General features: G+C 62.6%; 26 protein-coding genes. 8 read left to right on the top strand and 18 right to left on the bottom strand.

All coding sequences use genetic code 11. The annotated features are described in order from the left end of the window. Positions 1-70 precede the first annotated feature (70 nt). Positions 71-1,621: an MFS transporter gene (locus ACFUOZ_RS06855; RefSeq protein ID WP_377546076.1), complete on the top strand. Its 1,551-nt coding sequence runs from the start codon at positions 71-73 to the stop codon at positions 1,619-1,621. 4 nt (positions 1,622-1,625) lie between these two features. On the opposite strand, the gene ACFUOZ_RS06850 is transcribed toward ACFUOZ_RS06855, so the two are convergent. Continuing rightward, positions 1,626-2,285, bottom strand: a complete 660-nt coding sequence (locus ACFUOZ_RS06850; RefSeq protein WP_377546074.1) for a cyclodeaminase/cyclohydrolase family protein — start codon at positions 2,283-2,285, stop codon at positions 1,626-1,628. A 121-nt stretch (positions 2,286-2,406) separates the two neighbouring features. Here ACFUOZ_RS06850 and ACFUOZ_RS06845 point away from each other — a divergent pair, with 121 nt between their 5' ends. Continuing rightward, on the top strand, positions 2,407-3,651 hold the full coding sequence (locus tag ACFUOZ_RS06845) for an amidohydrolase (protein ID WP_377546072.1): 1,245 nt from the start codon (positions 2,407-2,409) through the stop codon (positions 3,649-3,651). Between the two features lie 82 nt (positions 3,652-3,733). Here the strand turns inward: ACFUOZ_RS06845 and ACFUOZ_RS06840 are convergent, their stop codons facing one another. Both ACFUOZ_RS06840 and ACFUOZ_RS06835 read right to left on the bottom strand, forming a co-directional pair. Further along, positions 3,734-3,946 (bottom strand): hypothetical protein, encoded by a 213-nt coding sequence (locus ACFUOZ_RS06840; protein WP_377546070.1) that lies wholly within the window; start codon positions 3,944-3,946, stop codon positions 3,734-3,736. A 41-nt stretch (positions 3,947-3,987) separates the two neighbouring features. Next, positions 3,988-4,989, bottom strand: coding sequence for an NAD(P)/FAD-dependent oxidoreductase (locus tag ACFUOZ_RS06835; protein ID WP_377546068.1), 1,002 nt, complete (start codon positions 4,987-4,989; stop codon positions 3,988-3,990). 102 nt (positions 4,990-5,091) lie between these two features. Here ACFUOZ_RS06835 and ACFUOZ_RS06830 point away from each other — a divergent pair, with 102 nt between their 5' ends. Next, positions 5,092-5,679, top strand: coding sequence for a helix-turn-helix domain-containing protein (locus ACFUOZ_RS06830; RefSeq protein ID WP_377546066.1), 588 nt, complete (start codon positions 5,092-5,094; stop codon positions 5,677-5,679). 5 nt (positions 5,680-5,684) lie between these two features. On the opposite strand, the gene ACFUOZ_RS06825 is transcribed toward ACFUOZ_RS06830, so the two are convergent. Continuing rightward, entirely contained in the window at positions 5,685-5,987 is a 303-nt protein-coding gene (locus ACFUOZ_RS06825; protein ID WP_144662755.1) for a helix-turn-helix domain-containing protein, read from the bottom strand. Positions 5,988-6,055: 68 nt separating this feature from the next. On the opposite strand from ACFUOZ_RS06825, the gene map reads away from it, so the two are divergent. The 4 genes from map (at position 6,056) to ACFUOZ_RS06805 (ending at position 10,609) form a co-directional block, all read left to right on the top strand. After that, positions 6,056-6,835, top strand: coding sequence for a type I methionyl aminopeptidase (gene map / locus ACFUOZ_RS06820; protein WP_377546063.1), 780 nt, complete (start codon positions 6,056-6,058; stop codon positions 6,833-6,835). Positions 6,836-7,001: 166 nt separating this feature from the next. Next, entirely contained in the window at positions 7,002-8,033 is a 1,032-nt protein-coding gene (locus tag ACFUOZ_RS06815; RefSeq protein ID WP_377546061.1) for a nitrilase-related carbon-nitrogen hydrolase, read from the top strand. Continuing rightward, positions 8,030-9,055, top strand: a complete 1,026-nt coding sequence (locus ACFUOZ_RS06810) for an agmatine/peptidylarginine deiminase (RefSeq protein ID WP_377546059.1) — start codon at positions 8,030-8,032, stop codon at positions 9,053-9,055. The genes ACFUOZ_RS06815 and ACFUOZ_RS06810 overlap by 4 nt, the downstream gene beginning before the upstream one ends. Positions 9,056-9,067: 12 nt before the next feature. Next, positions 9,068-10,609, top strand: a complete 1,542-nt coding sequence (locus ACFUOZ_RS06805) for an APC family permease (protein ID WP_377546057.1) — start codon at positions 9,068-9,070, stop codon at positions 10,607-10,609. A 113-nt stretch (positions 10,610-10,722) separates the two neighbouring features. Here the strand turns inward: ACFUOZ_RS06805 and ACFUOZ_RS06800 are convergent, their stop codons facing one another. The 11 genes from ACFUOZ_RS06800 to ACFUOZ_RS06750 form a co-directional block, all read right to left on the bottom strand. Continuing rightward, a complete protein-coding gene (locus ACFUOZ_RS06800) occupies positions 10,723-11,268 on the bottom strand; it encodes a hypothetical protein (RefSeq protein ID WP_377546055.1) in 546 nt (181 codons plus the stop codon). 215 nt (positions 11,269-11,483) lie between these two features. Then, positions 11,484-11,786, bottom strand: coding sequence for a DUF4193 domain-containing protein (locus ACFUOZ_RS06795; protein WP_018780148.1), 303 nt, complete (start codon positions 11,784-11,786; stop codon positions 11,484-11,486). A 126-nt stretch (positions 11,787-11,912) separates the two neighbouring features. Continuing rightward, on the bottom strand, positions 11,913-12,128 hold the full coding sequence (locus ACFUOZ_RS06790) for a hypothetical protein (protein WP_377546053.1): 216 nt from the start codon (positions 12,126-12,128) through the stop codon (positions 11,913-11,915). A gap of 70 nt (positions 12,129-12,198) precedes the next feature. Next, positions 12,199-13,398: an L-2-hydroxyglutarate oxidase gene (gene lhgO / locus ACFUOZ_RS06785; protein WP_377546051.1), complete on the bottom strand. Its 1,200-nt coding sequence runs from the start codon at positions 13,396-13,398 to the stop codon at positions 12,199-12,201. Between the two features lie 129 nt (positions 13,399-13,527). Continuing rightward, on the bottom strand, positions 13,528-14,016 hold the full coding sequence (locus ACFUOZ_RS06780) for a DUF805 domain-containing protein (protein WP_377546049.1): 489 nt from the start codon (positions 14,014-14,016) through the stop codon (positions 13,528-13,530). Positions 14,017-14,291: 275 nt separating this feature from the next. Further along, a complete protein-coding gene (gene menE, locus ACFUOZ_RS06775; protein WP_377546047.1) occupies positions 14,292-15,842 on the bottom strand; it encodes an o-succinylbenzoate--CoA ligase in 1,551 nt (516 codons plus the stop codon). Between the two features lie 10 nt (positions 15,843-15,852). Beyond that, a complete protein-coding gene (locus tag ACFUOZ_RS06770; protein WP_377546045.1) occupies positions 15,853-17,178 on the bottom strand; it encodes an MFS transporter in 1,326 nt (441 codons plus the stop codon). 89 nt (positions 17,179-17,267) lie between these two features. After that, a complete protein-coding gene (locus ACFUOZ_RS06765) occupies positions 17,268-17,723 on the bottom strand; it encodes a MaoC family dehydratase (protein ID WP_377546043.1) in 456 nt (151 codons plus the stop codon). Positions 17,724-17,760: 37 nt separating this feature from the next. Next, positions 17,761-19,023, bottom strand: coding sequence for an acyl-CoA dehydrogenase family protein (locus tag ACFUOZ_RS06760; protein ID WP_377546041.1), 1,263 nt, complete (start codon positions 19,021-19,023; stop codon positions 17,761-17,763). Further along, complete coding sequence (locus ACFUOZ_RS06755) at positions 18,992-19,882, bottom strand: amidohydrolase family protein (RefSeq protein ID WP_377546039.1); 891 nt, start codon at positions 19,880-19,882, stop codon at positions 18,992-18,994. The genes ACFUOZ_RS06760 and ACFUOZ_RS06755 overlap by 32 nt, the downstream gene beginning before the upstream one ends. Positions 19,883-19,884: 2 nt before the next feature. Continuing rightward, a complete protein-coding gene (locus ACFUOZ_RS06750) occupies positions 19,885-20,823 on the bottom strand; it encodes an SDR family NAD(P)-dependent oxidoreductase (RefSeq protein ID WP_377546037.1) in 939 nt (312 codons plus the stop codon). 139 nt (positions 20,824-20,962) lie between these two features. On the opposite strand from ACFUOZ_RS06750, the gene ACFUOZ_RS06745 reads away from it, so the two are divergent. Beyond that, positions 20,963-21,421 carry a MarR family winged helix-turn-helix transcriptional regulator gene (locus tag ACFUOZ_RS06745; RefSeq protein WP_377546035.1) on the top strand — a complete coding sequence of 153 codons (459 nt, stop codon included), beginning with the start codon at positions 20,963-20,965 and terminating at the stop codon, positions 21,419-21,421. A gap of 151 nt (positions 21,422-21,572) precedes the next feature. On the opposite strand, the gene ACFUOZ_RS06740 is transcribed toward ACFUOZ_RS06745, so the two are convergent. Genes ACFUOZ_RS06740 through ACFUOZ_RS06730 form a run of 3 tightly spaced genes read right to left on the bottom strand, consistent with a single transcriptional unit; the run spans position 21,573 to position 25,969 of the window. Further along, positions 21,573-24,170, bottom strand: coding sequence for a family 78 glycoside hydrolase catalytic domain (locus ACFUOZ_RS06740; RefSeq protein WP_377546033.1), 2,598 nt, complete (start codon positions 24,168-24,170; stop codon positions 21,573-21,575). A 42-nt stretch (positions 24,171-24,212) separates the two neighbouring features. Beyond that, positions 24,213-25,043 carry a carbohydrate ABC transporter permease gene (locus ACFUOZ_RS06735; protein ID WP_377546031.1) on the bottom strand — a complete coding sequence of 277 codons (831 nt, stop codon included), beginning with the start codon at positions 25,041-25,043 and terminating at the stop codon, positions 24,213-24,215. Next, positions 25,040-25,969: a carbohydrate ABC transporter permease gene (locus ACFUOZ_RS06730; RefSeq protein ID WP_377546029.1), complete on the bottom strand. Its 930-nt coding sequence runs from the start codon at positions 25,967-25,969 to the stop codon at positions 25,040-25,042. Before ACFUOZ_RS06730 ends, ACFUOZ_RS06735 begins: the two co-directional genes overlap by 4 nt. Positions 25,970-25,986 lie beyond the last annotated feature (17 nt).

The raw sequence follows: 25,986 nt of genomic DNA, 5'->3' as shown, positions 1-25,986 counted from the left end.
TACATCATTCCCTAAAGCTTTACGGTTCCTGCATTTGTAACTATACCGTCTGGACGGTATAGTTACATGCATGTTCTCGCCGTCCTCAACCCAAGCACCCCGTTCCGTCAACCCCACCCAGGGGCAGGCAGCACCGTGGCGCGACTGGACGGCCCTGGCACTCCTGATGTTCCCTGTGCTGCTGGTGGCCGTCGACAACACCGCGCTCACCTTCGCCTTGCCCGAAATCGCCCGCTCCCTGGACGTCGGCGGCATCCAGCTCCTGTGGATCATTGACGCCTACCCGCTGGTTTTGGCGGCGCTCCTGGTGTCAATGGGCAACCTTGGCGACAGGATCGGACGACGCCGGTTGCTTCTGATCGGCAGCACAGGCTTCGCAGCGGTTTCGGCTGCTACGGCTTTCGCGCCCTCTGCTGAGTGGCTGATTGCCGGACGCGCCGCACTTGGCGTCTTCGGCGCCATGCTCATGCCCTCGACGCTGTCCCTGATCCGGAACATCTTCACCGACCCCAACCGCCGCCGGCTCGCGATCGCCGTGTGGGCTGCCGGCTTCTCCGGCGGCGCCGCACTGGGCCCGATCTTCGGCGGCTGGCTGGTGGAGCACTTCTGGTGGGGCGCCGTCTTCCTGGTGGCAGCTTTCCTGCTCCTGCCCCTCCTTGCCTTCGGCCGGGTCCTGATTCCCGAGTCCAAGGACGCCAAGCCCGGCCGCGTCGACGTGCCCAGCATCGTCCTGTCCGTAGTCACCATGGCGCCGTTCGTTTACGGCATCAAGGAGTTCGCCGTCCACGGCTTCGGTGCCTCGGCGGCCGCTTTCATGGGCTTCGGCCTGGTGATGGGCATCGTGTTCGTTCGTCGCCAGCAAAGGATCGAAAGCCCCATGCTGGATGTCGCCCTGTTCAAGAACAAGGTGTTCAGCACAGCAATCGTGGCCAACGTTTTGTCCTTGTTCTCCATGACGGGCTTCATCTACTTCTTTGCCCAGCACCTGCAGCTGGTCGAAGGGCAGTCCCCCATGGAAGCCGGAATTGCCATGATCCCTGCACTCCTGGCCACCGTCATCGCCGGGCTGCTGGTGGTGCCTTTGGTCAAGCGCGTGCGGCCTGGTTTCGTTGTGGCCGGCGGACTGACACTGAGCGCCATCGGGTACCTGGTGGCTGTCATGGGCGACCACGGCACCGGACCGGTGTTCCTCTTGTCCGCCCTGACTGTGCTGGCCGTGGGCGTCGGCGCAGCCGAGACCATCTCCAACGACCTGATCCTGGCATCCGTGCCTGCGGACAAGTCCGGAGCGGCCTCGGCGATTTCCGAGACCGGCTATGAACTGGGATCACTTTTGGGAACGGCCGTGCTCGGCTCGATCCTCACGGCGTCCTACCAGCACAACCTCGTCATTCCCGACGGCGTCCCCGCCGAAGCTGCCAGGAAGTCGGGTGAAACGCTGGCCGGTGCCGTGGACGCAGCCTCCGGCCTTCCCACCCAGCTGTCCGAAGCATTGACCACTGCCGCCCGGATTGCTTTCGACTCCGGAGTCCACATCACTGCGGCGATTGGGCTGGTACTGATGGCCGGAGCGGCAGTGATGGCCGCCGTCGTACTCCGCAAGGTACCCAAGGCGAAATAGGAAGCTACACCGCTTCGGTAGGTGCGGCCTTCTTGTCGACGCCGGCAGTCAGCTGGTCGATCCGCTCCAGCGCGTCGCTGAGGCGGCTGACCGTCTTCCACAGTTCCGGATGCTGCTCCCTGACCTCCTCAAGCCCAGTCCCCGCGGAGGTCAGGGACGCGAGGTCGAAGCTCACGTTGGTCCGCGCTCCCGCTATGGCGGCGCGCAGCGCACCAAAGCCAACCACGACGTCGGCGATGAGGGCAGGGTTGCCGTGGGAAGCGAGCCAGCCGAGGTCCTCGATGGCGTCGATCGCCCGCTCACCCAGCACGGCAGAGGCCTTGGCCGCGTCTACCGAAGCCCGGTGGATGGCCTTTTCGCGTTCCGGACCCGGGTCCAGGCGGAAGGCAGCCCCGAAAGCATCGGAAGCCGAGGCATCATCGTCTGCCAGTTGCAAGGCAGAGTTCCTCAGCTCGTGGGCCCGGGCATGAATCCCGGAAAGCTCCTCCCGCTGGTGGTCTTCAGGCTCCGTATACCCTGCCACCATGGAGGTCAGCGCGGCCGCGATCGAGAGCATGACCCCCGTTCCTGCGCCGCCACCGGGCGAACCGTTCGACTCTGCCAAGGCCTTCGTCCAGTCCTCGACGGTGGATTGCTGCGTGGTGGCGGGTTCGGAATTCTTCATGGCATCCAGTCTGCCGCGACTGTTCGGTCTTCGCACACACAGGCTTCGCACACACAGGCATCGCACACTGCCGGTGGATACACTGGCCGGACCGAAGGCGTCGAACGAAGAGGGTAAACCCATGACCATTGACCTCGAAGAGCTTTACAAAGACCTGCACGCCCACCCGGAGCTGTCCTTCCAGGAGACCAGGACAGCGGAGATCGCCGCCGGACACCTGGAAAACCTCGGATTCAAGGTCCACCGCAACATCGGCAAAACCGGCGTGGTGGGCATCCTTGAGAACGGCTCCGGGCCAGTGGTGATGCTCCGGGCCGACATGGACGCCCTGCCCGTCAAAGAAGCCACGGGATTGGAATACGCAAGTACCGCCGCCGGCGTCGATCATGAGGGCAACGATGTTCCCGTCATGCACGCGTGTGGCCATGACGTCCACGTCAGCTGCCTGGTTGGCGCGGCGGAGTCACTGGCCGCGCAACGTGGCAATTGGCAAGGCACGTTGATCGCCGTTTTCCAGCCTGCGGAGGAATGGGGCGGTGGCGCGAACGCAATGGTGGCTGGCGGCCTGTACGACGTCGCGCCGAAGCCGGACATCGTTCTCGGCCAACATGTCGCGCCGTTCCCGGCCGGCTGGTTCGGCATCCGGGCCGGCGTCACGATGGCTTCAGCCGACTCCCTCAACATCACCCTGCACGGACGCGGCGGGCACGGCTCGCGCCCCGAAACCACGGTTGACCCGGTCCTCATGGCCGCAGCTGCCACGGTCCGCCTGCAGGGCATTGTTTCGCGTGAGCTCGCTGCCAGCGACTCGGCAGTGGTCACCGTGGGACAGATCCATTCCGGGACAAAGAACAACATCATCCCCGAAACCGCCACGTTGGGCCTGAGCGTACGGACCTTCAGCGACTCCATCCGTGACAAAATCCTCGGATCGATTGAGCGCATTGTGCAAGGCGAATCTACGGCTTCCGGCGCTCCAAAGGATCCGGAGATCCAGTTCGAGGAGCACTTCCCGCTCACCGTCAACGACGAATCGGCGGCCGGCAGAATCGCAGCAGCCTTCAAGGCCGAGTTCGGGGCGGCACAGGTCATCGATCCCGGACCCGTATCCGGCAGCGAAGATGTCGGGGCCTTGGCAAAGGGAGCCGACGCACCCCTGGTGTTTTGGTTCCTTGGCGGCGCAGACCCCGCACTGTTCAGGGAGTGGGCAACCACAGGCCGGCTCCCGGAGGACATTCCGTCCAACCACTCGCCGTACTTCGCACCCTTGATCCAGCCCACGCTGGCCAAGGGAACAGAAGCCCTGGTCACAGCTGCCCTGGAGTATTTGGGCACAACAGAACGAAACCAACCCGGGGAAAGCTGACCTGGGAGCCCATGGAAAAGGCGCCGGTGGTCCCGGCGCCTTTTGCGTGGATTCAGTGCTCGTTCCAGTCGGGGAGTGATCCCTAGACTTTCTCGTGGATGCGGTCCACCTTCGGTTCGTAAACCGCAGGCTCCCTGCGACGACGTGCCAGGAAAGTCCACAGCGTGCCTTCCGTCCCTGGGCGGGTCTCCGCCGGGGCAGCAGGCTCTTTTGCCTCTGTGGTGCGGGTCTCGGGCTTGCGCGCGGAGTCCTTCTTCGTGCGCCGCTCGAAGTCGTCATAGTACGCGTAGCACATGCCAACCTCCTTTAGTGGCGATCCTTTAATGATCCCCGCACTTATGCCGAACGTCGACCACTATTTTTCCGGGCCGCTTCCACCGCGAGCCTGGTTTCCCCAGTTATCAGGTGGGCATTGATTGCTGCTCCCGCCATGACACCCGAAGCTGCCGATGCCATGACCTGACCCATGAGGTCGACGACGTTCCCGGCCGCCCACACGCCCGGCACCGAAGTGGCACCTCCCATGGGATTCACTTCGACATGCCGCCCCACTCCCATAGGGTGCTCCACCACCTTGACCCCAAGGGATTCCAGCACTCCGGACCGGGCCTCCAGACGGGTACCCGTCACCATGGCCTCGACTGGAATGACCTTGCCGGAAGCCAGGACCACCCCGCTCACAGCGTCATCCGTGACCTCAAGGGATCGCACCTTGCCCTCAACAACGTTGATGGAACGTGCGGCAAGCTGTTCCCACTCTTCATCCGTGGGCTCAACGACGTCGTTGAGGAACAGCGTGATGTCCGGGCTCCACTGCCGGAACAGCAGGGTCTGGTGGAGGGCCATCGGAACCGTCCCCAGTATCCCGATCGCCTTGTTCCGCACTTCCCAGCCGTGGCAGTAGGGGCAGTGCAGCACGTCCCGACCCCAACGTTCGCGAAGGCCTTCAATGCCAGGCAACAGATCTGTCAGTCCAGTAGTCACCAGGAGCCGCCGCGCCTTGACGGTGATGCCCTCTCCCAGGTCCACCTCAAAGGCGGGTTCGGCGCCCTCGTCTTCCGACGCCGTCGAGCGCGCCGCAACGGCCACGCCGTCGACGATATCCACCCCGTAGCCGCGCGCCTCTTCGCGTCCTAGCTCCAGGAGTTCCCTGGGGTCAATGCCGTCCCTGGACAGGAAGCCGTGGACCCCCGCGGCAGGAGCATTCCGGGGTTCGCCGGCGTCGATCACCAGCACCGACCTGAGGGCCCTGCCGAGCGTAACGGCGGCACTTAACCCAGCTGCGCCACCTCCAATGATGACGACGTCGTACTCCTTGATGCTCTGTTCCTTGACCACTTTGCCTCCGTGATTCCCTCGCGGCCCTGTGCCACTCCTTCCATGGTTGGCCAGCCCCTCCAGGATCAGCAAGCAATTTTGCCGGTATGGCAAACTGGAACCATGACCCAGGACTTCAGCGCAATGCTCGACGCCGTCGGCCCGCGCCTGCGCGCGCTGCGGACCCAGCGCAACCTGACGCTGGCGGAAGCTTCGGAGGCAACGGGCATTTCCGTCAGTACGTTATCCCGCCTCGAATCGGGGCAGCGGAAGCCCACCCTGGAACTTTTGCTCCCGATAGCGCGGCTTCACCAGATACCCCTCGAAGAGCTGATAGATGCCCCCGAAACCGGCGACCCCCGCATCCACCTCAAACCACATGTCCACCACTGGGGAACCGCACTCCCCCTCACCCGCCGGCCCGGCGGAATCCAGGCCTTCAAGATGGCGCTGAAGAGTGGCACCGGCAAGGAGATCCCGGAGCCCCAATCCCACGAGGGCTACGACTGGATGTACATCCTCAACGGCAAATTGCGGCTGGTCCTGGGCGAGAACGACTTCATCCTCAAACCCGGCGAGGTAGCCGAGTTCGACACAAGGACTCCGCACTGGTTCGCCAGCGCCACATCAGAGCCAGTGGAGCTGCTGACCCTGTTCGGCCAACAAGGCGAGCGCATGCACGTACGGGCACGTCCCAAACGTCAGGGCTAACAGGCTTACGAGGCCAGGAACTCCCGGGCGCTTCGGCGCGGCGCACTTGGGTCCGTACCGGCGTCCGGCTGGTTGATCTCCGCCCAGACTTCATCCAGGGACAGTCCCAGGACGTCGGCAATCGCAGCCACCGTGGGAAAGGCCGGCGTCGCTACCCTGCCGGACTCGATCTTGCGGAGCGTCTCGGGGGAAACACGGGCATCGAGAGCGATCTCCAGCATGGAGCGCGTACCCCGTGCGCGGCGCAACAATGAGCCGAGGCGTTGTCCGCGCTCGGCCTCTGCGGGTGTGAGAGGCAACCTGACCATGGCTCCAATTGTAATACCGGGATAATATGGCCGGGATAGTTATTGGACGTACAACAGAAGGGCTGCTCATGATTGAGATCCTCAGCGCCAACGAACTGCTTCGGGCAAAGGCTTCCGGCGCCCTCGTGGCCAACATCCTGCACACCCTCAAAGAACGTTGCGCCGTGGGCACCAATCTCTTGGACATCGACTCCTGGGCCAAGGAGATGATCCTGGAGGCCGGAGCCGTGTCCTGCTATGTCGACTACGCCCCCTCCTTCGGGCGCGGGCCGTTCGGCCATTACATCTGCACCGGCGTCAACGATGCCGTCCTCCATGGACTGCCACGGGACTACGCACTTGCCGACGGCGATCTGCTCACACTCGACCTGGCCGTATCCCTGCAGGGAATCGCCGCGGACTCCGCCATCAGCTTCATCGTCGGCGACACCAAGCCCGCCGAGAGCGTGGCCATGATTGAAGCGACCGAACGAGCCTTGCGCGCCGGCATCGCAGCAGCCCGGCCCGGCGCCCGCATCGGCGACCTTTCCTACGCGATGGGATCGGTCCTCAAGGAGGCCGGCTACCCGGTGAACACCGAATTTGGCGGCCATGGCATCGGCTCCACCATGCACCAGGAGCCACACGTGCCCAACATGGGCCGGCCTGGACGCGGCTACAAGCTGCAGCCCGGATTGCTCCTGGCGTTGGAGCCGTGGGTTATGGCAGATACGGCCCAGCTGGTCACGGACGCCGATGGCTGGACACTTCGCAGTGCCACCGGCTGCAGGACGGCCCACAGCGAGCACACCATCGCGATCACCAACGACGGGGCCGAAGTCCTCACCATGCCCACCCTGGCGGACTGAGTACCATGGCGGGCTGAAGCCCCCTATCAGGCCAATTCAAGGGCGTCCGGCAGGCCGTCATAAATGAGCACCATTCATTTGCCTCTTGCGCTCCGACGTGACTCGCGCCATACTAAATGAACGCTATTCATTTAGTGATTGTCGTCTCACCGGAGTACATGCCCCCATGATTGAAATTACCTGCCTCGAAGCCCCCACTTCCCTGGCCCGCACCGAGCCCTCCACGCGGACGCCGCTGCGCGTCGGCGTCGTCCAGCACCGCTGGCATGCCGACGAAGCGGCCCTCCGCGCCGAACTCTCCGAAGGAATCGAACGCGCAGCCAAGCTGGGAGCCACCGTTGTTTTCCTGCCTGAGCTGACGCTCTCCCGCTACCCCGCCGACACCAAGCCGGAGAACAACCCGGCGGCAGGCATCCGTCCGTCGGACATCACCGAGGACCTGCTGACCGGCCCCACCTTCACCTTCGCCGCAGAAGCCGCCCGCAAGTTCGGAGTCTCGGTCCACGCCTCCCTGTACCAGCGTGCAGAGAACCCGGATGGCACGGACGACGGCCTCGGCCTGAATACGGCCATCCTGGTCTCCCCCGCCGGCGAGCTGGTGGCCCGCACCCACAAGCTGCATATCCCCGTAACCGCCGGCTACTACGAGGACAAGTTCTTCCGCAAGGGCCCGGACGCCGATGATGCCTACGCAGTGCACGCACCCGCCGAACTGGGCGGCGCACGCCTTGGCATGCCCACCTGCTGGGACGAGTGGTTCCCGGAGCTCGCCCGCATGTACTCGCTGGGCGGCGCGGAAATCCTGGTCTACCCCACGGCCATCGGCTCCGAGCCCGACCACCCCGACTTCGACACGCAGCCGCTGTGGCAGCAGGTCATCGTGGGCAACGGCATCGCCAACGGCCTGTTCATGATCGCTCCCAACCGCTACGGCAACGAGGGCACCCTGAACTTCTACGGCTCCTCCTTCATCTCGGACCCGTACGGCCGCATCCTGGCCCAAGCTCCCCGCGATGAGTCCGCCGTCCTGGTGGCCGACCTCGACCTCGACCAGCGCAAAGACTGGCTCACGCTCTTCCCGTTCCTGGCAACCCGCCGTCCGGAGACATACGGCCGCCTCACGGAACCCGTAAACCCGGACGCTCCCCTCGGTGCGAGCCCCGCTTCAAGCACCCAGCCCCAGGCAGTCTCCGCGTGAGCGCCTGGCGCATGCCGTCCGAGACGGCACCACAGGACCGCGTATGGATGGCCTTCCCCACCGGCGGCTACACCTTGGGGGAGACCGAAGAAGAGGCGCACGCAGCGCGCTCCACTTGGGCCGCCGTCGCGAACGCCATCCTTGAGTTCGAGCCGGTCACCATGGTGGTAGCGCCCGACGACGTCGAAACGGCCGCGCGCTATCTCGACCCTCGCGTTGAGGTGCTTACCGCTGAGCTCAACGACGCCTGGATGCGGGACATCGGGCCCTCATTCGTGCTGGATGCCAACAAGCAACTGGGCGCCGTGGATTGGATCTTCAACGGCTGGGGCGCCCAGGACTGGGCTGCCTGGGACAAGGACTCCCTCATCGCCGGGTTCGTTGCCGGCCGGGCTGGAGTCGCACACCTTCCCTCCGGGATCGTGAACGAAGGCGGCGGTATCCAGGTTGACGGCGAAGGAACGGTCCTTGTCACCGAGACCGTCCAGTTGGACCAAGGCCGCAACCCTGGCCTCACCAAAGCCGACATCGAAAAGGAACTGGCCCGCACCATCGGAGCGACCCACGTCGTGTGGCTCCCGCGCGGCCTGACCCGCGACTCGGAGAAGTTCGGCACCCGCGGCCACGTCGACATCGTGGCGGCCATTCCATCGCCCGGGACATTGCTGGTCCACTCCCAGCAGAACCCCGAGCACCCGGACTACAAGGTTTCCCTGGAAATCATCGACTTCCTGCGCACCACCCATGACGCAGCAGGCCGGGAATGGAACATCATCGAAGTTCCGGCACCGGAAATCCTCACCGACGAGGAAGGGTACGTGGACTACAGCTACATCAACCACCTGGTAGTCAACGGCGGTGTCATCGCCTGCAGTTTCAATGACCCCATGGACGAGAAAGCCCTCCGCATTCTCGCCGATGCCTACCCCGGACGCTGCGTGGTCAGTGTTGACGCGCGCGAGCTCTTCGCCCGGGGCGGGGGCATCCACTGCATCACGCAGCAGCAGCCTTCGGCCATCTAGAAAGGGCCCCTCATGAGCCAGACAATCCGCGCCGGCGCTTCCAAAAGCGCCGCAGAGTCGCACGACATCAGCGGCAAGGGACTGAAGACGGGGCAGTTGGGGCTCCTCGGCGTCGTCGTTCTTGGCATTTCAACCATCGCCCCGGCGTACACCCTCACCGGTGCGCTCGGTCCGACCGTGAATGAAGTCGGGCTGCAGTTGCCCGTTATCTTCCTGATCGGGTTCATTCCGATGATCCTGGTATCGCTGGCCTACAGGGAGCTCAACGCAGACTCCCCGGACAGCGGCACCACCTTCACCTGGGTCACCAAGGCGTTTGGCCCGTGGGTGGGCTGGATGGGCGGCTGGGGGCTGCTCGCCGCCAACATCATCGTCCTGTCCAACCTGGCGGGCGTCGCCGTGGACTTCTTCTACCTGTTCCTGGCGCAGGCCACCGGATCTCCAGAGCTGGCCGAGCTCGCTTCAAACAAGCTCTTGAATGTGGCCACGTGCTTCGTTTTCGTGGCACTGGCCGTCTGGATCAGCTACCGGGGCCTGCACACCACCAAGATCGTGCAGTACGGGCTGGTGGGTTTCCAGCTGCTGGTTCTGGGACTCTTTGTCGCCATGGCGTTTGCCACCTGGTCCGCGTCCGAAACCGCCGTTCCCTTTAGCTGGGACTGGTTCGATGTCACCAAGGTTGAGACGTTCGGCCAGATCGCGGCCGGAATCTCGTTGTCGATCTTCGTTTACTGGGGCTGGGATGTCTGCCTCACCGTGAACGAGGAAACCGCCAACGGCAAGAAGACCGCGGGAGCTGCCGGTACCCTCACCGCCGTCATCGTTCTGGGCATTTACCTGCTGGTCACCATCGCCACGATGATGTTCGCCGGCGTCGGCGATACGGGTATTGGGCTGAACAATCCTGAAAACCACGCCAACGTGTTTACGGCGCTGGCCTCACCGGTCATGGGACCGTTCGCGATCCTGATGTCCCTCGCGGTGCTGTCCAGCTCCGCGGCTTCCCTGCAGTCCACCTTCACCTCGCCCTCGCGCAGCCTGCTCGCCATGGCGCACTACGGCGCCCTGCCGGAGCGCTTCAGCCACATGAGCAAGAAGTTCTCGACGCCGGGCTTCGCCACTGTTGCGGCCGGTCTACTGTCCGCGGGCTTCTACGCGGTGATGCACGTGATCAGCGAGAACGTCCTCAACGACACCATCCTGGCCCTGGGCCTGATGATCTGCTTCTACTACGGGCTGACGGCCATCGCTTGCGCCTGGTACTTCCGCAATAGCGTGTTCAGCAGTGCACGCAACTTCTTCCTGCGGTTGCTGTGCCCGGTACTGGGCGGCGTGGGATTGTTCGTGGTATTCATCCAGACCGCCGTGGACAGCTGGGATCCGGAGTTCGGCAGTGGATCGGAGGTCTTCGGGGTGGGACTCGTGTTCATCCTGGGCATCGGGATCCTGGCCCTGGGTGCCGTGGTCATGCTGATCCAGGCCCGAAGGAAGCCCGGCTTCTTCCGCGGCGAGACCATCCGGAAGGACACCCCGGCGCTGGTGGTTCCCGAGTAACCCTGATGGTGTAGCGCCGAAAACGCTGGAAAGCTGCCAGTCCGTCCGGAAACTTCCGTGCGAACTGGCAGCTTTCCCGCTATCTGGGCGCCAGGGGTTCTGGGTGCCAGGTGTCACCAGTGGTGGGCGACGTCCACCACAAGCCGCGAACCGCCGTCGGGTCCGTCCAAAACGAAGACCCGGAACGGAAGCCTGGCCCGGACGCCCAGCCCAACGCTCGTCGTGCCCTCGAAGCTGCCCGCGTAGACCACCTGTCGGAAAGTCTGGTAGCCGGAGACATTGGAAAGCTCCGCCTTGGCTGCCGGCAGGTAGGTGGAGTGCCCCTGCTGGTCATAGGAGGGCGCTGTGACCATCACTTGAAGGTCCGCACCTCCCAGGACCGGGATAGGGAAGCCGGTAGGATCCTGGATTACCACCGGAACGTACTGCACGGAGTATCCGGCCACTTTGCCGCTGACGTCGATCACCAGACGGTCGAAGCACGCCTGCTGCCCTGTACGCACCGCAGTGACGTTGCCCGAACTCATATCCGGATCCGCCTTGGCCAGCGAGCCCCAGGTGATGCCGCAATACGACGCCGCCGAGGCTGGCCCCGGCACTGCCAGACCGAGCCCGGCAGCTGCCAGGACAACCGCCAAACCCGCTCCAATTTTCCTCATTTTTTGTGCCCCCTTCAGGCGAAGTTGATACTTCAACTGTAGGAGTGCATTCAGTCCGTTGGACCGGTTGTGGCCGCTTCGGCGCATAACCGTTAAAAGGACGGCCAGCTGATCACAGGAGGATTATTAAAGGCCGCGCCGAGCACCCATACGGGCTGTTTCACACCGCATCTGCCACGTTTTCGTGATCGAAGATAACGTGATCAGCGCGTTATTCAGCCTTCACAGTCCTTGCAGAACTTGAGGCCATTCTTTTCCAAGGCGATCTGGGACCGATGCCGGACCAGGAAACAGGAGCCGCAGGTGAATTCGTCGGACTGTTCCGGGACCACAACAACAGTCAATTCCTCGCCCGAAAGGTCGGCGCCGGGAAGGTCGATTCCTTCGGCAGTATCGACATCCTCAACGTCGATGACAGCAGTCTGGGCGCCACCCCCGCGTGACGCCTGCAAAGCCTCAAGCGATTCAGCGGGAGACTCTTCTTCTGTCTTGCGCGGGGCGTCGTAATCAGTAGCCATTGAGGATTCGCTTTCGTTGCTGCATAGTGCCCATTCCGGCACCTCAGTGAAGGAGTTTAGGGCATACTACCCGTCAATAACGAATAGTGTGCTCAACGCAACACAGTGCAGCTTCTGATGCGGCTTCTACCTGGCTTTTGGCGCGCGCCGTACGTGGGATTGGATGGCCTGGGCGCCTGCGACGGTGACCCCACTCAGGGCAGGCAGCCAGGTCCAATCCGGAGCCACGGCCAGGGATTCATCCTCTTCAGGCCCCGCACAGTCCAAGACGTATGCTGCCTCAATCCAGCGCCCGCAGGCCTGGCCCATCCGGGTCGCCAGTGCGGCCAGTGAAGTGATCATGGGCCAAAGCTATCCACACGGGATGTGGACGCCGTTTCCGGGCGATCACAGGCTTGTTAACTCGCGTTCGTCAGTCAGCCAGCGCTCGCTCCACGATGTACTCGGCGATCGCCATGGACGAAGTAGCCCCGGGCGACGGCGCGTTCCGCACCAAAACGGTGTCCCGGCGTCGTGCGATCACAAAGTCGTCCACCAGCGATCCGTCACCGTTCATGGCTTGGGCGCGCACGCCCCGGGTTGCGGGGAGAACGGTGGCGCCCTCCAGCGACGGCACAAAGCGCATGGCCTCGCGGATGAACTTCTTTTTACTCACGACGGTCTGGAATTCCCGCACCGCCGAGGGCACGTTCTGCCGGGCGAAATTCCAAAAGCCGGGGAACAGCGCGTAGTCAAGAACGTCGCGGAGCTGGACGTCCGTCCAACCGTAGGATTCACGCCCGAAGGAAATGAACGCATTAGGGCCCAGCATCATTTCGCCGTCGATGCGCTTGGTGAGATGGACGCCGAGGAAAGGATGCCTGGGGTCCGGCACCGGATAGATCAGGCCATTCACATGATGGCGGGCTTCGCGACCCAAGAGGAAGTACTGCCCAAAGAAAGGCACGATTTTTGGGGTGGCCGGCTCGCCTGTGGCCTCGGCCAGCCGGTCCGATTGCAGGCCGGGACACGCCACCACCAGGTCAAAGTGTTCTTCGCCGTCCTTCGTGCGGACCACTACACCCTCCGCCTGCTGTTCCAGCGCAGTGACTTCCTGCCCGAGCCGGATGGTCCCGCCCGCGGCGCGAACGTCGTCGGCGAGCGCTTTGGTGATTGCCGTGTAGTCCACGATCGCCGTTTCCGGCGAGTGCAAGGCGGAAAGCCCGACGGCGTTCGGCTCCACCTCGCGTATTTGCTCGCCGTTCAACATCCGCACTCCCGGCACTCCGTTGGCCGTGGCACGCGCAAAGATGGAATTCAGGCGTTGCTGCTCCTCCGCGGTCTGGGCGATCACCAGCTTTCCGCAGGCCTCATAGGGCAGGGCCTTCCCGGCGCAAAATTCCTGGAGCAGCTCGACCCCCCTGCGGCACAACCGGGCCTTCAGCCCGCCAGGCTCGTAGTAGAGGCCTGCGTGGACCACCCCGGAGTTGTGGCCGGTTTGGTGTGCGGCCAGGCGGTCCTCCTTCTCGAAGATGGTGACCCGGGCGCCGTCGAGCTTTTTGGCAAGCTCCCGCGCAACCGCGACGCCGATGATTCCGCCGCCAACCACCGCGCATCGTCTGATCGTTCCCATGGCTGGCACTCCTCGTCTTTGGGTCGGTCCGCGTCAGTGACAGCATTTCACGGTGCGGTTGTACCCGCGCCCAGGCACGCAAAAGGGGCGGCACAATCTGCGCCGCCCCTTTTGCCAATGCGTGACGTGCTAGGCCGTCGGCTGGTCGAATCGCTGGCCCGCCGGGTTGGACGGCAGGAGTGCGAGAACCAGGATTGCCAGGCCGCCCACGAACGGGACGAGCCCAAGCAAGGCAAGCCATCCGCTGAAGTTGCCGTCGTGCAGACGACGAACCAGAAGCGCGATGGACGGAACCAGGACCGCCAGGTAGAAGACGACGATCAGGATGACACCGACCGCAGCACCAGGACCGGGAACGGTTCCGCTGCTTGTCGTGGTGGCGCCTGCTGCACCCAAAATGCCAGTGAGGATCTGCAGGATGAGGCCGATGACACCCAGCGCCAGGGCAACCCACCAGTATTCACTGCGGCTGGCCCGGCCAGTGAAAGTGGCGTATTTCTTGAAGAAACGCTGGATAGCCGCGCCAATCGGGGCGCCGTAGTAGGGAGCCCACAGCGGCGGTTCGCCCGCCTGGGTGCCGTAAGGCTGGGTCTGTTGCGGTTGTTGCGGGTAGCTCATTGGTATATCCCCCGGTTTCGTTGTGACCATGCGTACTCAGAGAAGAGTCGTGCCAATCGTAATGCCCCGGAAGCTATTTAGGCAGTTCGATGGACAAAGTTAACCCGAATTTAGTCCATTAACGGATTGTTTCGACCGTGACGCCGCCCACAAACCGGGGGATGTGAGCGGCGGTCCCGCCCAAGCCTGGGGGATGTGAGCGGCGGTCCCGCCCAAGCCTGGGGGATGTGATCGAGCGTCGGGAGGAAGCCCGTGGGATGTGAGCGAGGGTTGGGCTACTGGGCGTATTGCTTGCGGAGATCGGTCTTGCGGATCTTCCCGCTGGCGGTTCTGGGCATCTCCTCAACGAAGACCACGGACTTGGGAATCTTGTACCGGGCCAGCTTTCCTGCCAGATGCGAGCGCAGTTGCTCCTCGGTCAAGGACGTCCCCTCGCGCAGCGTGACGATGGCGCGGGGCACTTCTCCCCATTTTTCGTCGCTCACCCCGATGACGGCCACGCTCCCCACAGCCTGGAGCTCCGCAATGGCTGCTTCCACCTCAGCTGGATAAATGTTCTCGCCACCGGAAATGATCATGTCCTTCAGCCGGTCCGAGACGAACAAGAAGCCGTCACCGTCCTGGCAACCCATGTCCCCTGACCGGAACCAGGACGAGTCGGCATAGCTTTCTGCCGTGGCCTCGGGCCGGTTCCAGTACTCCTTGATGACATTGGGCCCGGAGATCTGGATCTCCCCTACCTGCCCGGCCCCCACGATCCCGCCGAACGGGTCGACGATCCGCACGTCCGTGAAGAAATGCGGCAACCCGGCCGAGCCGGCTTTCTCCCTCGAGGCGGAAACCGGCAGCATGGTCGCGCCGGGCGCCGTTTCGGTCATGCCGTAACACGCCGTAAATCCGATGCCGCGTTCTTCATACGCGTCCAGCACGCGCTGCGGAACCGCCGACCCGCCGCAGGTGAGCTTGTCCAGGGAGCTGAGGTCCGCCGCCGACCATTCAGCATGGTCGCAGAGCATCTGGAAGGTGGTGGGGACGCCGCTGAGCGTGGTGACTTTGTGCCGGCCGACCAGATCCAGGACGCGTGCGGGGTCGAACTTGGACTCGAGGATGACCGTGGCGCCTTTGAGCAGCATCGGCAGCAGGCCCATGTCCAGGGATGCCACGTGGAAGAGCGGCGAAATCATGAGCGCTACGTCGTTCCGGCCCAGGTCCATGTCCACCACGGTGTTGATGCAGTTCCATGTGATGTTGCCGTGGGTCAGCAGGGCTCCCTTCGGTTTGCCCGTTGTGCCCGAGGTGTAAAGGATCATGGCATCGTCGTCCAGGGTCACCGCTTCATCCAGCGGGGCAGCGTCGGCGCGCTCAATCACCTCCCCGTACTGTTCGACGCCGGATGGCAGCTTGGCAGCGGCACTTTCAGGGCCGTCGTCGGGCGCCACCACAAGACGGTGGGTTACCACTGTGTCCGTCACTGATGCCGATGCCACACCATCCAGGGCTTCGGCGTTGACCAGGACACTCGCGCCGCAATCCTGAAGCTGAAATTGCAGTTCCGGTGCGGCCAGGCGGGTATTGAGCGGAACGAAAATCGCTCCGAGCAGCCCGCAGGCGAAGAAGGTTTCCACGAAGGACGGATGGTTCTCGCCAAGGTAGGCCACGCGGTCACCCCTGGCCACTCCCCTGTCCTTGAGCGCGTTGGCAAGGCGATCGGTCCGGTTGGCGAGCTCGAGGTAACTCAGGCTCTGCTCGCCATGGATGAGGGCTGTCTTGTTCCCGGACTTGTTGCGGCGGCGGTGCAACCAGGATCCAACTCCGTTGTTGTCCATGTGCGTACTCCTAACTGACCGTGGAAAGGTCGTTGTTCTTAGACTCCCGCGTCAGCAGGATGAAGACAATTGACATCAGGGACATAGCGGCCAGGAAGACCACCACGGGGACGATGCTCTGGCCTGAGTCCTTGTACAGGCCCGCAACGATGCCAGGGGTGAAGCCCGCGCCGATCAACGTCGCAAGTTGGTAGCCAACAGCCGCACCGGTGTAACGGTTGGTGGTGCCGAACTGCTCGGAGACAAACGCCGCAAGTGGCCCGTAAAGCGAGGAGTGCAGGACGAGTGCAACAGTGAAGGCCAGGAAGATCAGGGCGATACTGCCCGAGCTGAGCATCCCGAACATGGGGAACAGGTACAGGATGAACAACGCCAGGCCAGTGACCATCACTGGGCGGCGACCGAAGCGGTCGGACAAGCGCCCGCCCAGAAGCACGAAGAGGATGGAAATGGCCGAGGCTCCCGCAAAGGCATAGAGCACGCCTTGCTGGGGAGCGCCCTTGGAAACGGCGTAGGTGACGGAGAACGTCGGGAGCACTACCTGGAGACCGAATCCGGCGGCTCCGGCAAACATGATCATGATCAGTGCCTTGGGACGCTTCAATACTTCCAGCAGCGGAACCTTGCGCTTGGCTCCCAGCGCACTTTCCTTGGCCACAGCTTCGGCGAAGATCGGACTCTCGGAAACCCGCAGCCTAACGAACATGCCGACGATCAGCAGGAGGAAGGAAAGCAGGAACGGCACGCGCCAGCCCCACGCCAGGAAGGCGTCCTGCGGAAGTGCGGAGAAGATGCCCATCACCACGGTGCCGAGCACAGCTCCTGTTGGTGCACCCGCGTTCACAAACGATGCCGCGAAGCCGCGCCGCTTGGGATCGGAGTGTTCCAGCGCCATCAGTGCGGCGCCGCCCCATTCACCGCCGACGGCGATGCCCTGGAAGACCCGAAGGATCACCAACAGCACCGCTCCCCACGGACCGATCACGCTGGAGCCCGGGATCAGGCCGATCAACGTGGACGCGATGCCCATCATGGCCATGGACACGATCAACATGCCCTTGCGGCCAATCCGGTCACCGAAATGGCCGAAGATAATGCCGCCCAGTGGCCGTGCGACGTAGCCGGCGGCGAACGTTGCATACGCCGCCACTACCCCTACCCACTCGTCCGTTCCGGCGAAGAACACCTTGGGGAAGGCAACCGCTGCCGCCGTCGCGTACAACAGGAAGTCGTAGAACTCGATGGTGCTGCCCAGATAGCTGGACATGATGACCGTACGCGCTTCTTTACGCTTGGCGGCCGTGCTCGACGGTGCGAGTGCAGTGTGTCCTGACATGGCTGTTCCTTGGAAGAGGAGGGACTTGTTGTGGAGGGTTACTTACAGGGGCTGGTTACTTGCCGACGCGGCTGACTTACAGAACCGGCTTACTTGTAGAAGCGGGCCAGGAATTCGGCGACGACGGCGGGGCGCTCCTGGCCTTCGATCTCGATGGTGGCGTTGACCTTGATCTGGGCACCGCCCTTGACTTCGCTCACCTCGGCGATGCTTCCCTGCATGCGGACCTTCGAGCCGACCTTGACCGGGGAAGTGAAGCGGACTTTGTCCAGGCCGTAGTTGACCTTGGTGGTGACGCCGTCGACGTCGAAAAGTTCGCCCCAGAAGGGGATGATCAAAGACAAAGTGAGGAAGCCGTGCGCGATGGGGGCGCCGAAGGGGCCGTCCTTGGCGCGCTCGGGATCAACGTGGATCCACTGCTGATCGTCCGTGGCATCGGCGAACAGGTTGATCTGCTGTTGGGTGATTTCCCGGTAGTCGGTTGTGCCCAGGTCCTTGCCGGACATGGTGAGCAGGGTGTCGAAATCGACGACGAGATTGGGCATCGTTGCCTCCTGTGTTGTTGTGTTTTGTGAGCGTGGTTCAGCGGGTGAAAGCACTCTCGCCCGTGAGGGCGCGGCCGATGATCAGTGCGTTGATCTCGTGGGTGCCTTCGTACGAATAGACGGCTTCGGCGTCGGCATGGAAACGCGCGACGTCGGCGGCCAGCGTGATGCCGTTGCCGCCCACGACTTCGCGGGCCAGGGCGACGGTTTCGCGCATCATGAGGCTGGTCTGCATTTTGGCCAGTGCAGAATCCTGGTCCCGGTAGATGCCTTGGTTTTGTTGTTCGTTCAGCCTGACCACCAGGGACAGGGAAGCGGTGAGGTTGCCGAGCATCCGCGCCAGCTTCTCCTGGATCAGCTGGAACGAACCGAGGCTGCGGCCGAATTGCCGGCGTTCCTTCACATACGCCAAAGCCGCGTCGAAAGCCCCGGCCTGGATGCCCGTGGCGATCCAGGCGACGTCCGATCGCATGGCCCGGAGCATGGCGGCAACGTCCTTGAACGAGTTCACGTTTTGCAGTCGCATTGACTCCGGAACCCGGACACCGGCCAAAGTGTTGTGGGCGTTCTGCATCATCCGCAGGGAGGCTTTGCCGTGGATCTTCTCCACCGTGACTCCGGGCGCATTCCGGTCCACAAGGAAACCTTTGACTTGTCCGTCGGCCACGTCACGGGCGAACACACACAGTACGTCCGCCGTGGAGGCGCCACCAATCCATCGTTTGGCGCCGTCCAATACCCAGGTTCCGCCGTCGTTGTCAGTTCCGCCGTCGGGATTCCTCTCAAACCTTGCGGTCGTGGCCAAGCCGCCGGCGATGTCCGACCCATGATCGGGTTCGGTCAGCGAGAACACGCCCTTGAGCGAGAAGTCGATCACGCGGGGCATCCATTCGCGTTGCTGCTCCGCCGAGGCGCCCACCCGGATTGCCGTCCGGAAAAGGCCGGCCTGGGCGGTGTACCACGTGGCGAGGGAAGCATCAGTCCGGGCCAGTTCGAAGATCCGGAAACCGTGATAAATCCCGCGGGCCGGCGCGTCAAACGGCTCCGTCAGGTCCAGGTCGATCAATGGTTGCGCCAGTTGCTCCGGGAATTCCCCGCGTTCCCAGTAATCGGCCAGGAGCGGCTTGGCTTCGGTGTCCAGGAAATCCCGCAGCTGGGCCAGCACTGCGCGCTCGTCAGGGCTGAGGAGCCCTTCGGCGTCGTACCAATCCGCCGTCGGGTAAAGGCGGGCACCCACGCCGGTTTCCGTCGTCGTGCTTGTTGTCACCTCAGCCACCCAAGCCCAGAAGGCGGACGGCATTGTCCTTGAGGATCTTTGGCCGGACCTCGTCCTTCAACGGCAGGTCCGCGAACGCGCCCAGCCACTTCTGCGGCGTGATCAGGGGAAAGTCCGTGCCAAACAGCACCTTGTCCTGCAGCACGCTGTTGGACAGCCGCACCAACGACTCCGGGAAGTACTTCGGGGACCAGCCGGACAAGTCGATGAAAACGTTGGACTTGTGGGTCGCGATCGAGTTCGCCTCGTCCTGCCACGGCACCGACGGGTGGGCCATGATGATCTGCAGGCCCGGAAAATCGGCCGCAACTGCATCCAGCAACAGCGGGTTGGAGTACGCCAACTTGATCCCATAGCCGCCCGGAAGACCTGCACCCATACCGTTTTGGCCGGTGTGGAAAATGCACGGTAATCCGAGCTCCTGAAGCGTCTCCCAGAGCGGGTAGAACTGCTCGTTGGAGGGGTCGAATCCTTGGAGCGAGGGGTGGAACTTGAACCCCTGGGCGCCGAGTTCAACCGCCTGCTGCTTCGCGCCGGCGATCGCGTCCTCCCCCGTCCGCGGGTCGACGCTGCCGAAGGGAATCAGCACGTCGTTGTTCCGGGCCGCACCTTCGATCAGTTCCGGGATGCTGTTGGGTTCATGCTTCAGTTGCGTCCGCGCGTCCACAGTGAAGACGACGGCGGCCATGTTCAGTTCGCGGTAGACCTCGGCGATCCTGTCCAGCGACGGTGTCCTGTCCTCAGACTTGAAGTACTTGGCAGAGGCCTCTGTCAGCGCGTCCGGAAGCGAGCCGTGACCGCAGCTGTCCACTTCAAGATGGACGTGCATGTCGATCGCGTCCAGCTTCGTGACATCGAGGCCTGGTTCATAGCGGGTAGTCATGGTCAGCGGGCCTGTGCCGGTTCGGGCTGCAGTTCCTCGGGCAGGGGTAGGAATTCCTCGCCGTAGCTTTGCAGCGTTTCCTTGCTGAACAGTTCACCAGAGCTCTCAACCAGTGCCTCGTAGCTCCAGCCGCCCTCGCGGTATTCGGTGGTTGCCGGCGTCGGGTGCGTCCAAACCTGCAGCCGGTCACCTCCGGCACCGATCGCCTGGCCGGTGATTTCCGCAGCCGCATCGGAGGCGAGGAAGGCAATCAGCCCGGCGACGTCGTCGGCCGTTCCAAAACCGAGGTCGCGACGGAAGAAGGACGGCATCGCGTCGCCTCGCTCGTCTGCCTCAACGGCCTTCTGGAAGTACGGGACGGTCTTGGTCATGGCGGTCGCAGCCACGGGGATGACGGAGTTGACGGTTACGCCGGCCCGCTTCATTTCCAGGGCCCAGGTGCGGACCATGCCGACGATTCCGGCTTTTGCCGCGGCGTAGTTGCTCTGACCAAAGTTGCCGCGCTGCCCGGTCGGCGAGCCGATGGTGATGATGCGGCCGGGGATGTTGTTTTCCTTGAAGTAGGCGAAGGCCTCCCGTACGCAGGTGAACGTGCCCTTCAAGTGGACGTTGATGACCAGGTCGAAGTCCTCGTCGGTCATCTTCAGGAGGCTCTTGTCGCGGAGGATACCGGCGTTCGTGACCAGGATGTCCAGGCGGCCGAACGTGTCAACAGCACCGGCGACCAGCGCCTTGGCGGCGTCCGTTGAGCCAACGGGGACCACCACCGCCGTGGCTTTTCCGCCGTCGGCTTCGATCTGCGCGACCGCTTCCGCCGCTGTCTCAGCGTTCACGTCATTAATAACGACGGCGGCACCCTGGCGGGCGAGCTCCCTCGCGTAAGCGAGTCCAAGGCCCTGTCCACTTCCAGTGACGATTGCAACCTTGCCGTTCAAGCTCATGGCGTGCTCCTTCGCATGCAGTAACCGGCCGGAGCCGGTGGGGCCGATCCCACTGCGGCGTGAGATCCTTGTCATGATCAATGAGAATACGGATCATTGAAAAAGTCAACGATTGTTTTTCATTACTATTGGAGTTGTCATGAGCCCGCAAAGCACCGAACTGGAAACCCCGCGCCTTGCTGCGGCCAAAATAGCCAGTGACGTCGGGCTGCTGCTGGCCAAGCTGCACGCCACCGGCTCCCTGCTGAATAACAAGGCGTTGGCGGACTACGGCCTCCGCGAGCGGTCTTTCTCGGTGCTGACTTTGGCCTGCAGCGGGCTGGAGCCAACCCAACGCGAACTTGCCGATTTCCTCAGCCTGGACCCCAGCCAAGTGGTCAGCCTGGTGGACGATCTTGAACACCGCGGTCTGGTGAAGCGGGCCCAGGGCAAGCAGGACCGACGCGCCAAGATCATCGTCTCCACATCCGAGGGCCGGCGGATCCACAACAAGGCGCGGGCCGCACTTGAGCAGTGCGAGCAGACGCAGCTGGCTGCCCTGAACGAGGAAGAGAACGCTCAGCTGAGGGCACTGCTGAAGAAGGCGCTGTGGGGGTAGGTTGGACCGGTACTGCGCGACTTTAATGCTCAAAATTAAGAGCATTAAGCTCTTTAGTGGTCGCTTTCTTGACCATTAGCAAGGGCTCGAAGCCGGGCCGGGAAGCTCATCTTCCCGGCCCGTTCGCGCCGGACGCCAGCAAGACCACGCCCTAGGAAACCAGTTGCACCGCGAACCTGTGGTGCCCGGAAGCTACTTCCGCGGGCACTTGGCCAGGCAGCTCGACGCGCGCTGTGGCGCCGGTGGGAACCTCGACAACGGCGGTCAGGTTACCGTCGTCGATCTTCCATTGCACCGAAGCGGCACCGTAGGGTGTCTCATGGCGGGCTGAGGCCCAAGTGAGTCCGCCACCGGGCTGCGGCTTAACGAGTATCTTGCGGTACCCCGGTTCCAGGGGCGAAAGTCCGCCAACCACCCGGTGTATCCAATCCGCCACGGCGCCCAGGGCGTAGTGGTTGAAAGACGTCATCTCGCCCGGGTTGATGGAACCGTCCGGAAGCATGGAATCCCAGCGCTCCCAGATGGTGGTCCCGCCCTGGCCCACGGCGTACAGCCAAGAAGGACATTCCTTTTCCAACAAAAGATCGTATGCAACCTCAATCTCCCCAGAGAGAGTCAGCGCATCCGACACCACCGGCGTGCCTGCGAACCCCGTTCCGATCCTGTTGCCGTTCGCCCGCACCAACTCGGCCAAGCGGGAGCCGGCCCGCGATTTTGAAGCAGCATCCGGGAACAGATCGAACACAATCGCGAGGGCGTAGGCCGTCTGGGCGTCGCTGGTCATCCGGCCATCGGGGTTTATGTACTTGGCTGCAAAGGCCTTGCCAACGGCGCTGGCCAGCGAGATGTAGTGCAATTCGTCGTCGGACTTCCCCAGCACGGCCGCAGTCATGGCAAGCTGCCGTGCCGACCACGCAAAGTAAGCAGTCGCCACGAGGTGCGGGTCGGTCATGGCCTGGGTTGGGTCTTCCGGAGGAGCAGCCGGATCCAGCCAGTCACCAAACTGGAAGCTGCTGTTCCAGATGTGGCTCTTGCCCGCCAACCGGTCCAGCAGATCCACCCAGCCTTTAGCACTTTCGTACTGTTCAGCCAGGATTCGAAGGTCACTAAAGCGCTGGTAGAGCACCCAGGGCGTCAGCACTGCGACATCGCCCCAAACAGCGCTGGGTTGAGTGGGTGACCACGGATCGTCGACAGGTACTACCGGAACAAACCACGGCACCGTGCCATCCGGGAGCTGTTCGGCTGCCACGTCTTTCAGCCATGAGGACAGCATGCCGGAGCAGTCGAAGAGGAAGCTGGCCGTCGGGGCGAACACCTGAATGTCGCCGGTCCAGCCCAGGCGCTCATCCCGCTGCGGGCAATCGGTGGGGATATCCACGAAATTGCCCTTCATGCTCCACAGCACATTGTCGTGCAACTGGTTCAGGTCCTGGTTGGAGGATTCGAACCAGCCCGTCCGCTCCATGTCGGTGTGGTACACCCGTGCCACAACGTTTTCGGCGACATCACCGCCCGTCCAACCTGTGATCTCGGCGTAGCGGAAGCCATGGATGGTGAACTTTGGTTCCCACGTTTCGTCCCCCGCACCGGAGAGCGTGTAGAAATCGGTGGCTTCGGCATGACGGAGTGGCCGAGTGTAAACCTCGCCGTCCTGCAACACTTCGGCGTGGCGAAGCTTCACCGTGGAACCGGACTCACCGCTGACGGTGATCCGGAGGCGTCCAACCAAATTCTGGCCGAAGTCCACCAGCGTCTTACCCGACGGGGACGTCCACACACTAACCGGACGAACCTCATCAGTGCAGCGGACAGGCGGACCTTCCGGGGCCACCAGCGTCATAGGATCGCGTTCGACGGCGGCCACGGCCCCCCAGCCGGTGTCATCGAATCCGGGGCTGCTCCAGCCTAATGGCAACTCTCGCGCATCATAGTGCTCCCCTTTGTAGAGGCCCGAACTGATGATCGGACCGAAGTCAGCCTTCCATGCGCTGTCGGTACCCACCACGGTGACAGTACCGTCGTCGTGCGTGACGTGGAGCTGAGCAAGCAGTGCGACTTTGCCTCCGTAGAGGTTGGTTCGGCCACCTGCGAAACCGATACGACCCCTGTACCAGCCGTCGGCGAGCCAGGCGCCGATCGCGTTTTCGCCGTCGGACAAGTGGCTGGTGACGTCATAGGTGTAATAGCGCAGGCGCTGATCGTAGACGGTCCAACCCGGGGAAAGAGCTTCATTGCCTACGCGGACACCATTGATTTCAACTTCGTACAGTCCGTGCGCGGTCACGTAAAGCCGAGCCGAAGCAATTGGACGACCAAGCGAGAACCCGTGCCGTAACAAGGGTGGTCGCCTATCCAATTCCGCGTCTTCGTCCCAGGCGGGTGCGATCGCGTTCGCAGTCCAGTCTCTCGGCGTCATAAGACCACATTCGACGGCGGATGGCTGGCTCCACTCGCTGGGCGCCGAATCACCAGCCCCCCAGACACGAACGGTGACTTCAGCTCTTTCACCGGATCGAAGGGGCGCTGCTGGCCAAGGGACCAGCACCGACTCCGCAGAATGAACCGGCTCACCATTCCACTGTCCTTCAGGGGTGGTCACTGATATCTGGTAGGCCTCCTGAACCCATCCGGGATCAGCGCTGGTCTTCCAGGAAATGCGCGGTTTGGCGGAGCCGATGCCTAAAGTTCCAACCCCAGGAGTGGGGGGCAAATGCTCGAAGGTCGCCGGATGCACGATGGCAGGCATAAATAGAGTCTCCTTGGTAAGTGAGTCAGCGAGGCAGTGCTGCTAGCCCTTGACGGCGCCGGCTGTCATGCCTGCAACGATCTGGCGATTGAAGAACAGGTACATGACGAACGGTGGAATGGTGATGAGCAGGATGTTCATGAACAGCAGGTTGTAGTTGGTTGTGAACTGGCTTTGAAAATTGAAGAGCGTCAGCTGCACGGTCGCGTTGGCGTCTCCGGGAAGGAAGTACAGGGGGTGCTGGAAGTCGTTGAAGATTGCCACCGACTGAACCACGATCACCGTGACGATGACCGAGCGAAGCAAGGGGAAGATCACGCGGAAGAACAACCGAACAGGTCCACAGCCGTCAATCACAGCGGCCTCGTCAAGTTCCCTTGGAATTGAGGCAATAAAGGCGCGGAACAGCATGACGCAGAACGACAGGCCGAAAGCTACTTCAATCAAAATCAGGCCCGGCAAGGTCTTAAACAGTCCCATGCTTTGCAGGACCCAGATGGTGGGAACGATTGCTGGTGGAATGATCAAACCGGAAAGGATAAGGAAGTTGGCCACACCGTTCCACCGGGACTTTCGTCGTTGCAGCACCCACGCCACCATGGCAGCGAGGACCACCAGGATGGCTACACTCACCACGGTCAAGATGGTGCTGTTGATGAACGCAGTGACGAGCATGAACTTCCGGGCAGACAGCACTTGGGTGAAGTTCTCCACCAATTGGAAGTTGGTGGGCCATGAGAAGTCGAGTTTTGCAGCTTCTTTCCTGTCCTTCACTGCCGTCAGAGCCATGAAGACCAGCGGCACGATGAAGACAATGATGGTGGCAGCGATTGCCAGCAGGCCAAGTCCATACCGTTTCAGAATGGCAGTCACTGATCAACCTCCTTGCGATTAAGGAACATGGACAGGGGAAGGATGATCGCCGTGACGATCAAGAACAGCACAACGTTTCCGGCCGTGGACAGGCCATAGAAACCTGCTTGGTATTGCTTGTAAATAACTGAGGCAATGACGTCGGAAGTGAAGCCCGGGCCACCTTTGGTCATCGCCCAGATGAGGTCGAAGGACCGCAGACCACCGATCAGCGACAAAATGATGACCGTCGCGGTTGCTGGGCGAGCCAACGGCAAGGTGATGCTGAAGAAGCTCTTGACGGAACTGGCTCCGTCCATCTTCGCGGCCTCGAAGTATTCCTGAGGGATGGATACGATGCCTGCGATATAGATCACGGTGGCAAGGCCTACACCTTTCCAGACGTCCACCAGTGCTACAGAAATCAGTGCCCACGCGGGGTCGGTCAACCATGCCGGACCTTTGATTCCGAAGGTTCCCAAGGCCTCGTTGATCATGCCGTTCCTGGGATCCATCAGTACCGTAAAAACAATGCCGACGCCGATGCTACTCAGCAATACCGGGAAGAAAATAACCGAACGGAGGTATCCGCGGGCGATGATTTGCGATGTCAGCATGACTGCGAGCAGCATGCCCAGGACGACCTTGAGACCTGAGGTAACTACGCCATAGACAAACGTGTTAGTGAGGCCTTTGAGGAGCGCAGGCTCTTGGAAGAATTGAATAAAGTTGTCAAATCCGATGAACGTGAATTCGGTGAGGTTCCACCGTGTGAAGCTAAAGAAAAACGATGCGAAGGTGGGAACCAGAAATAGGGCGGCATAGATAACCGCCGCCGGGAGATAAAACCAGTACGGATAGCTCGACTTACCCTTCCGGCGCGTCGTTCGCGGCTGTTGCGGAAGCTGCCGTGCCGCCGTCGGTGTTGCTGCGGTGTTCAGTGTCATGAGAATCTCTCCAGGTT

It is taken from the genome of Paenarthrobacter sp. NPDC057355, from assembly GCF_042667405.1.
Lineage (GTDB): Bacteria > Actinomycetota > Actinomycetes > Actinomycetales > Micrococcaceae > Arthrobacter.
The sequence above is the reverse complement of the archived record's forward strand: the minus strand, read 5'-3'. Positions and strand labels throughout refer to the sequence as shown.

Excerpts from the sequence above, each read along its gene's own strand:
- ACFUOZ_RS06745 (WP_377546035.1), top strand. The coding sequence starts at position 20,963 with ATGAGCCCGCAAAGCACCGAACTGGAAACCCCGCGCCTTGCTGCGGCC.
- map (WP_377546063.1), top strand. The coding sequence starts at position 6,056 with ATGATTGAGATCCTCAGCGCCAACGAACTGCTTCGGGCAAAGGCTTCC.
- ACFUOZ_RS06850 (WP_377546074.1), bottom strand. The coding sequence starts at position 2,285 with ATGAAGAATTCCGAACCCGCCACCACGCAGCAATCCACCGTCGAGGAC.
- ACFUOZ_RS06855 (WP_377546076.1), top strand. The coding sequence starts at position 71 with ATGTTCTCGCCGTCCTCAACCCAAGCACCCCGTTCCGTCAACCCCACC.
- ACFUOZ_RS06750 (WP_377546037.1), bottom strand. The coding sequence starts at position 20,823 with ATGAGCTTGAACGGCAAGGTTGCAATCGTCACTGGAAGTGGACAGGGC.
- ACFUOZ_RS06840 (WP_377546070.1), bottom strand. The coding sequence starts at position 3,946 with ATGTGCTACGCGTACTATGACGACTTCGAGCGGCGCACGAAGAAGGAC.
- ACFUOZ_RS06845 (WP_377546072.1), top strand. The coding sequence starts at position 2,407 with ATGACCATTGACCTCGAAGAGCTTTACAAAGACCTGCACGCCCACCCG.
- lhgO (WP_377546051.1), bottom strand. The coding sequence starts at position 13,398 with ATGGGAACGATCAGACGATGCGCGGTGGTTGGCGGCGGAATCATCGGC.
- ACFUOZ_RS06770 (WP_377546045.1), bottom strand. The coding sequence starts at position 17,178 with ATGTCAGGACACACTGCACTCGCACCGTCGAGCACGGCCGCCAAGCGT.
- menE (WP_377546047.1), bottom strand. The coding sequence starts at position 15,842 with ATGGACAACAACGGAGTTGGATCCTGGTTGCACCGCCGCCGCAACAAG.
- ACFUOZ_RS06805 (WP_377546057.1), top strand. The coding sequence starts at position 9,068 with ATGAGCCAGACAATCCGCGCCGGCGCTTCCAAAAGCGCCGCAGAGTCG.
- ACFUOZ_RS06830 (WP_377546066.1), top strand. The coding sequence starts at position 5,092 with ATGACCCAGGACTTCAGCGCAATGCTCGACGCCGTCGGCCCGCGCCTG.
- ACFUOZ_RS06795 (WP_018780148.1), bottom strand. The coding sequence starts at position 11,786 with ATGGCTACTGATTACGACGCCCCGCGCAAGACAGAAGAAGAGTCTCCC.
- ACFUOZ_RS06730 (WP_377546029.1), bottom strand. The coding sequence starts at position 25,969 with ATGACACTGAACACCGCAGCAACACCGACGGCGGCACGGCAGCTTCCG.
- ACFUOZ_RS06740 (WP_377546033.1), bottom strand. The coding sequence starts at position 24,170 with ATGCCTGCCATCGTGCATCCGGCGACCTTCGAGCATTTGCCCCCCACT.
- ACFUOZ_RS06760 (WP_377546041.1), bottom strand. The coding sequence starts at position 19,023 with ATGCCGTCCGCCTTCTGGGCTTGGGTGGCTGAGGTGACAACAAGCACG.
- ACFUOZ_RS06815 (WP_377546061.1), top strand. The coding sequence starts at position 7,002 with ATGATTGAAATTACCTGCCTCGAAGCCCCCACTTCCCTGGCCCGCACC.
- ACFUOZ_RS06790 (WP_377546053.1), bottom strand. The coding sequence starts at position 12,128 with ATGATCACTTCACTGGCCGCACTGGCGACCCGGATGGGCCAGGCCTGC.
- ACFUOZ_RS06755 (WP_377546039.1), bottom strand. The coding sequence starts at position 19,882 with ATGACTACCCGCTATGAACCAGGCCTCGATGTCACGAAGCTGGACGCG.
- ACFUOZ_RS06800 (WP_377546055.1), bottom strand. The coding sequence starts at position 11,268 with ATGAGGAAAATTGGAGCGGGTTTGGCGGTTGTCCTGGCAGCTGCCGGG.
- ACFUOZ_RS06765 (WP_377546043.1), bottom strand. The coding sequence starts at position 17,723 with ATGCCCAATCTCGTCGTCGATTTCGACACCCTGCTCACCATGTCCGGC.
- ACFUOZ_RS06825 (WP_144662755.1), bottom strand. The coding sequence starts at position 5,987 with ATGGTCAGGTTGCCTCTCACACCCGCAGAGGCCGAGCGCGGACAACGC.
- ACFUOZ_RS06780 (WP_377546049.1), bottom strand. The coding sequence starts at position 14,016 with ATGAGCTACCCGCAACAACCGCAACAGACCCAGCCTTACGGCACCCAG.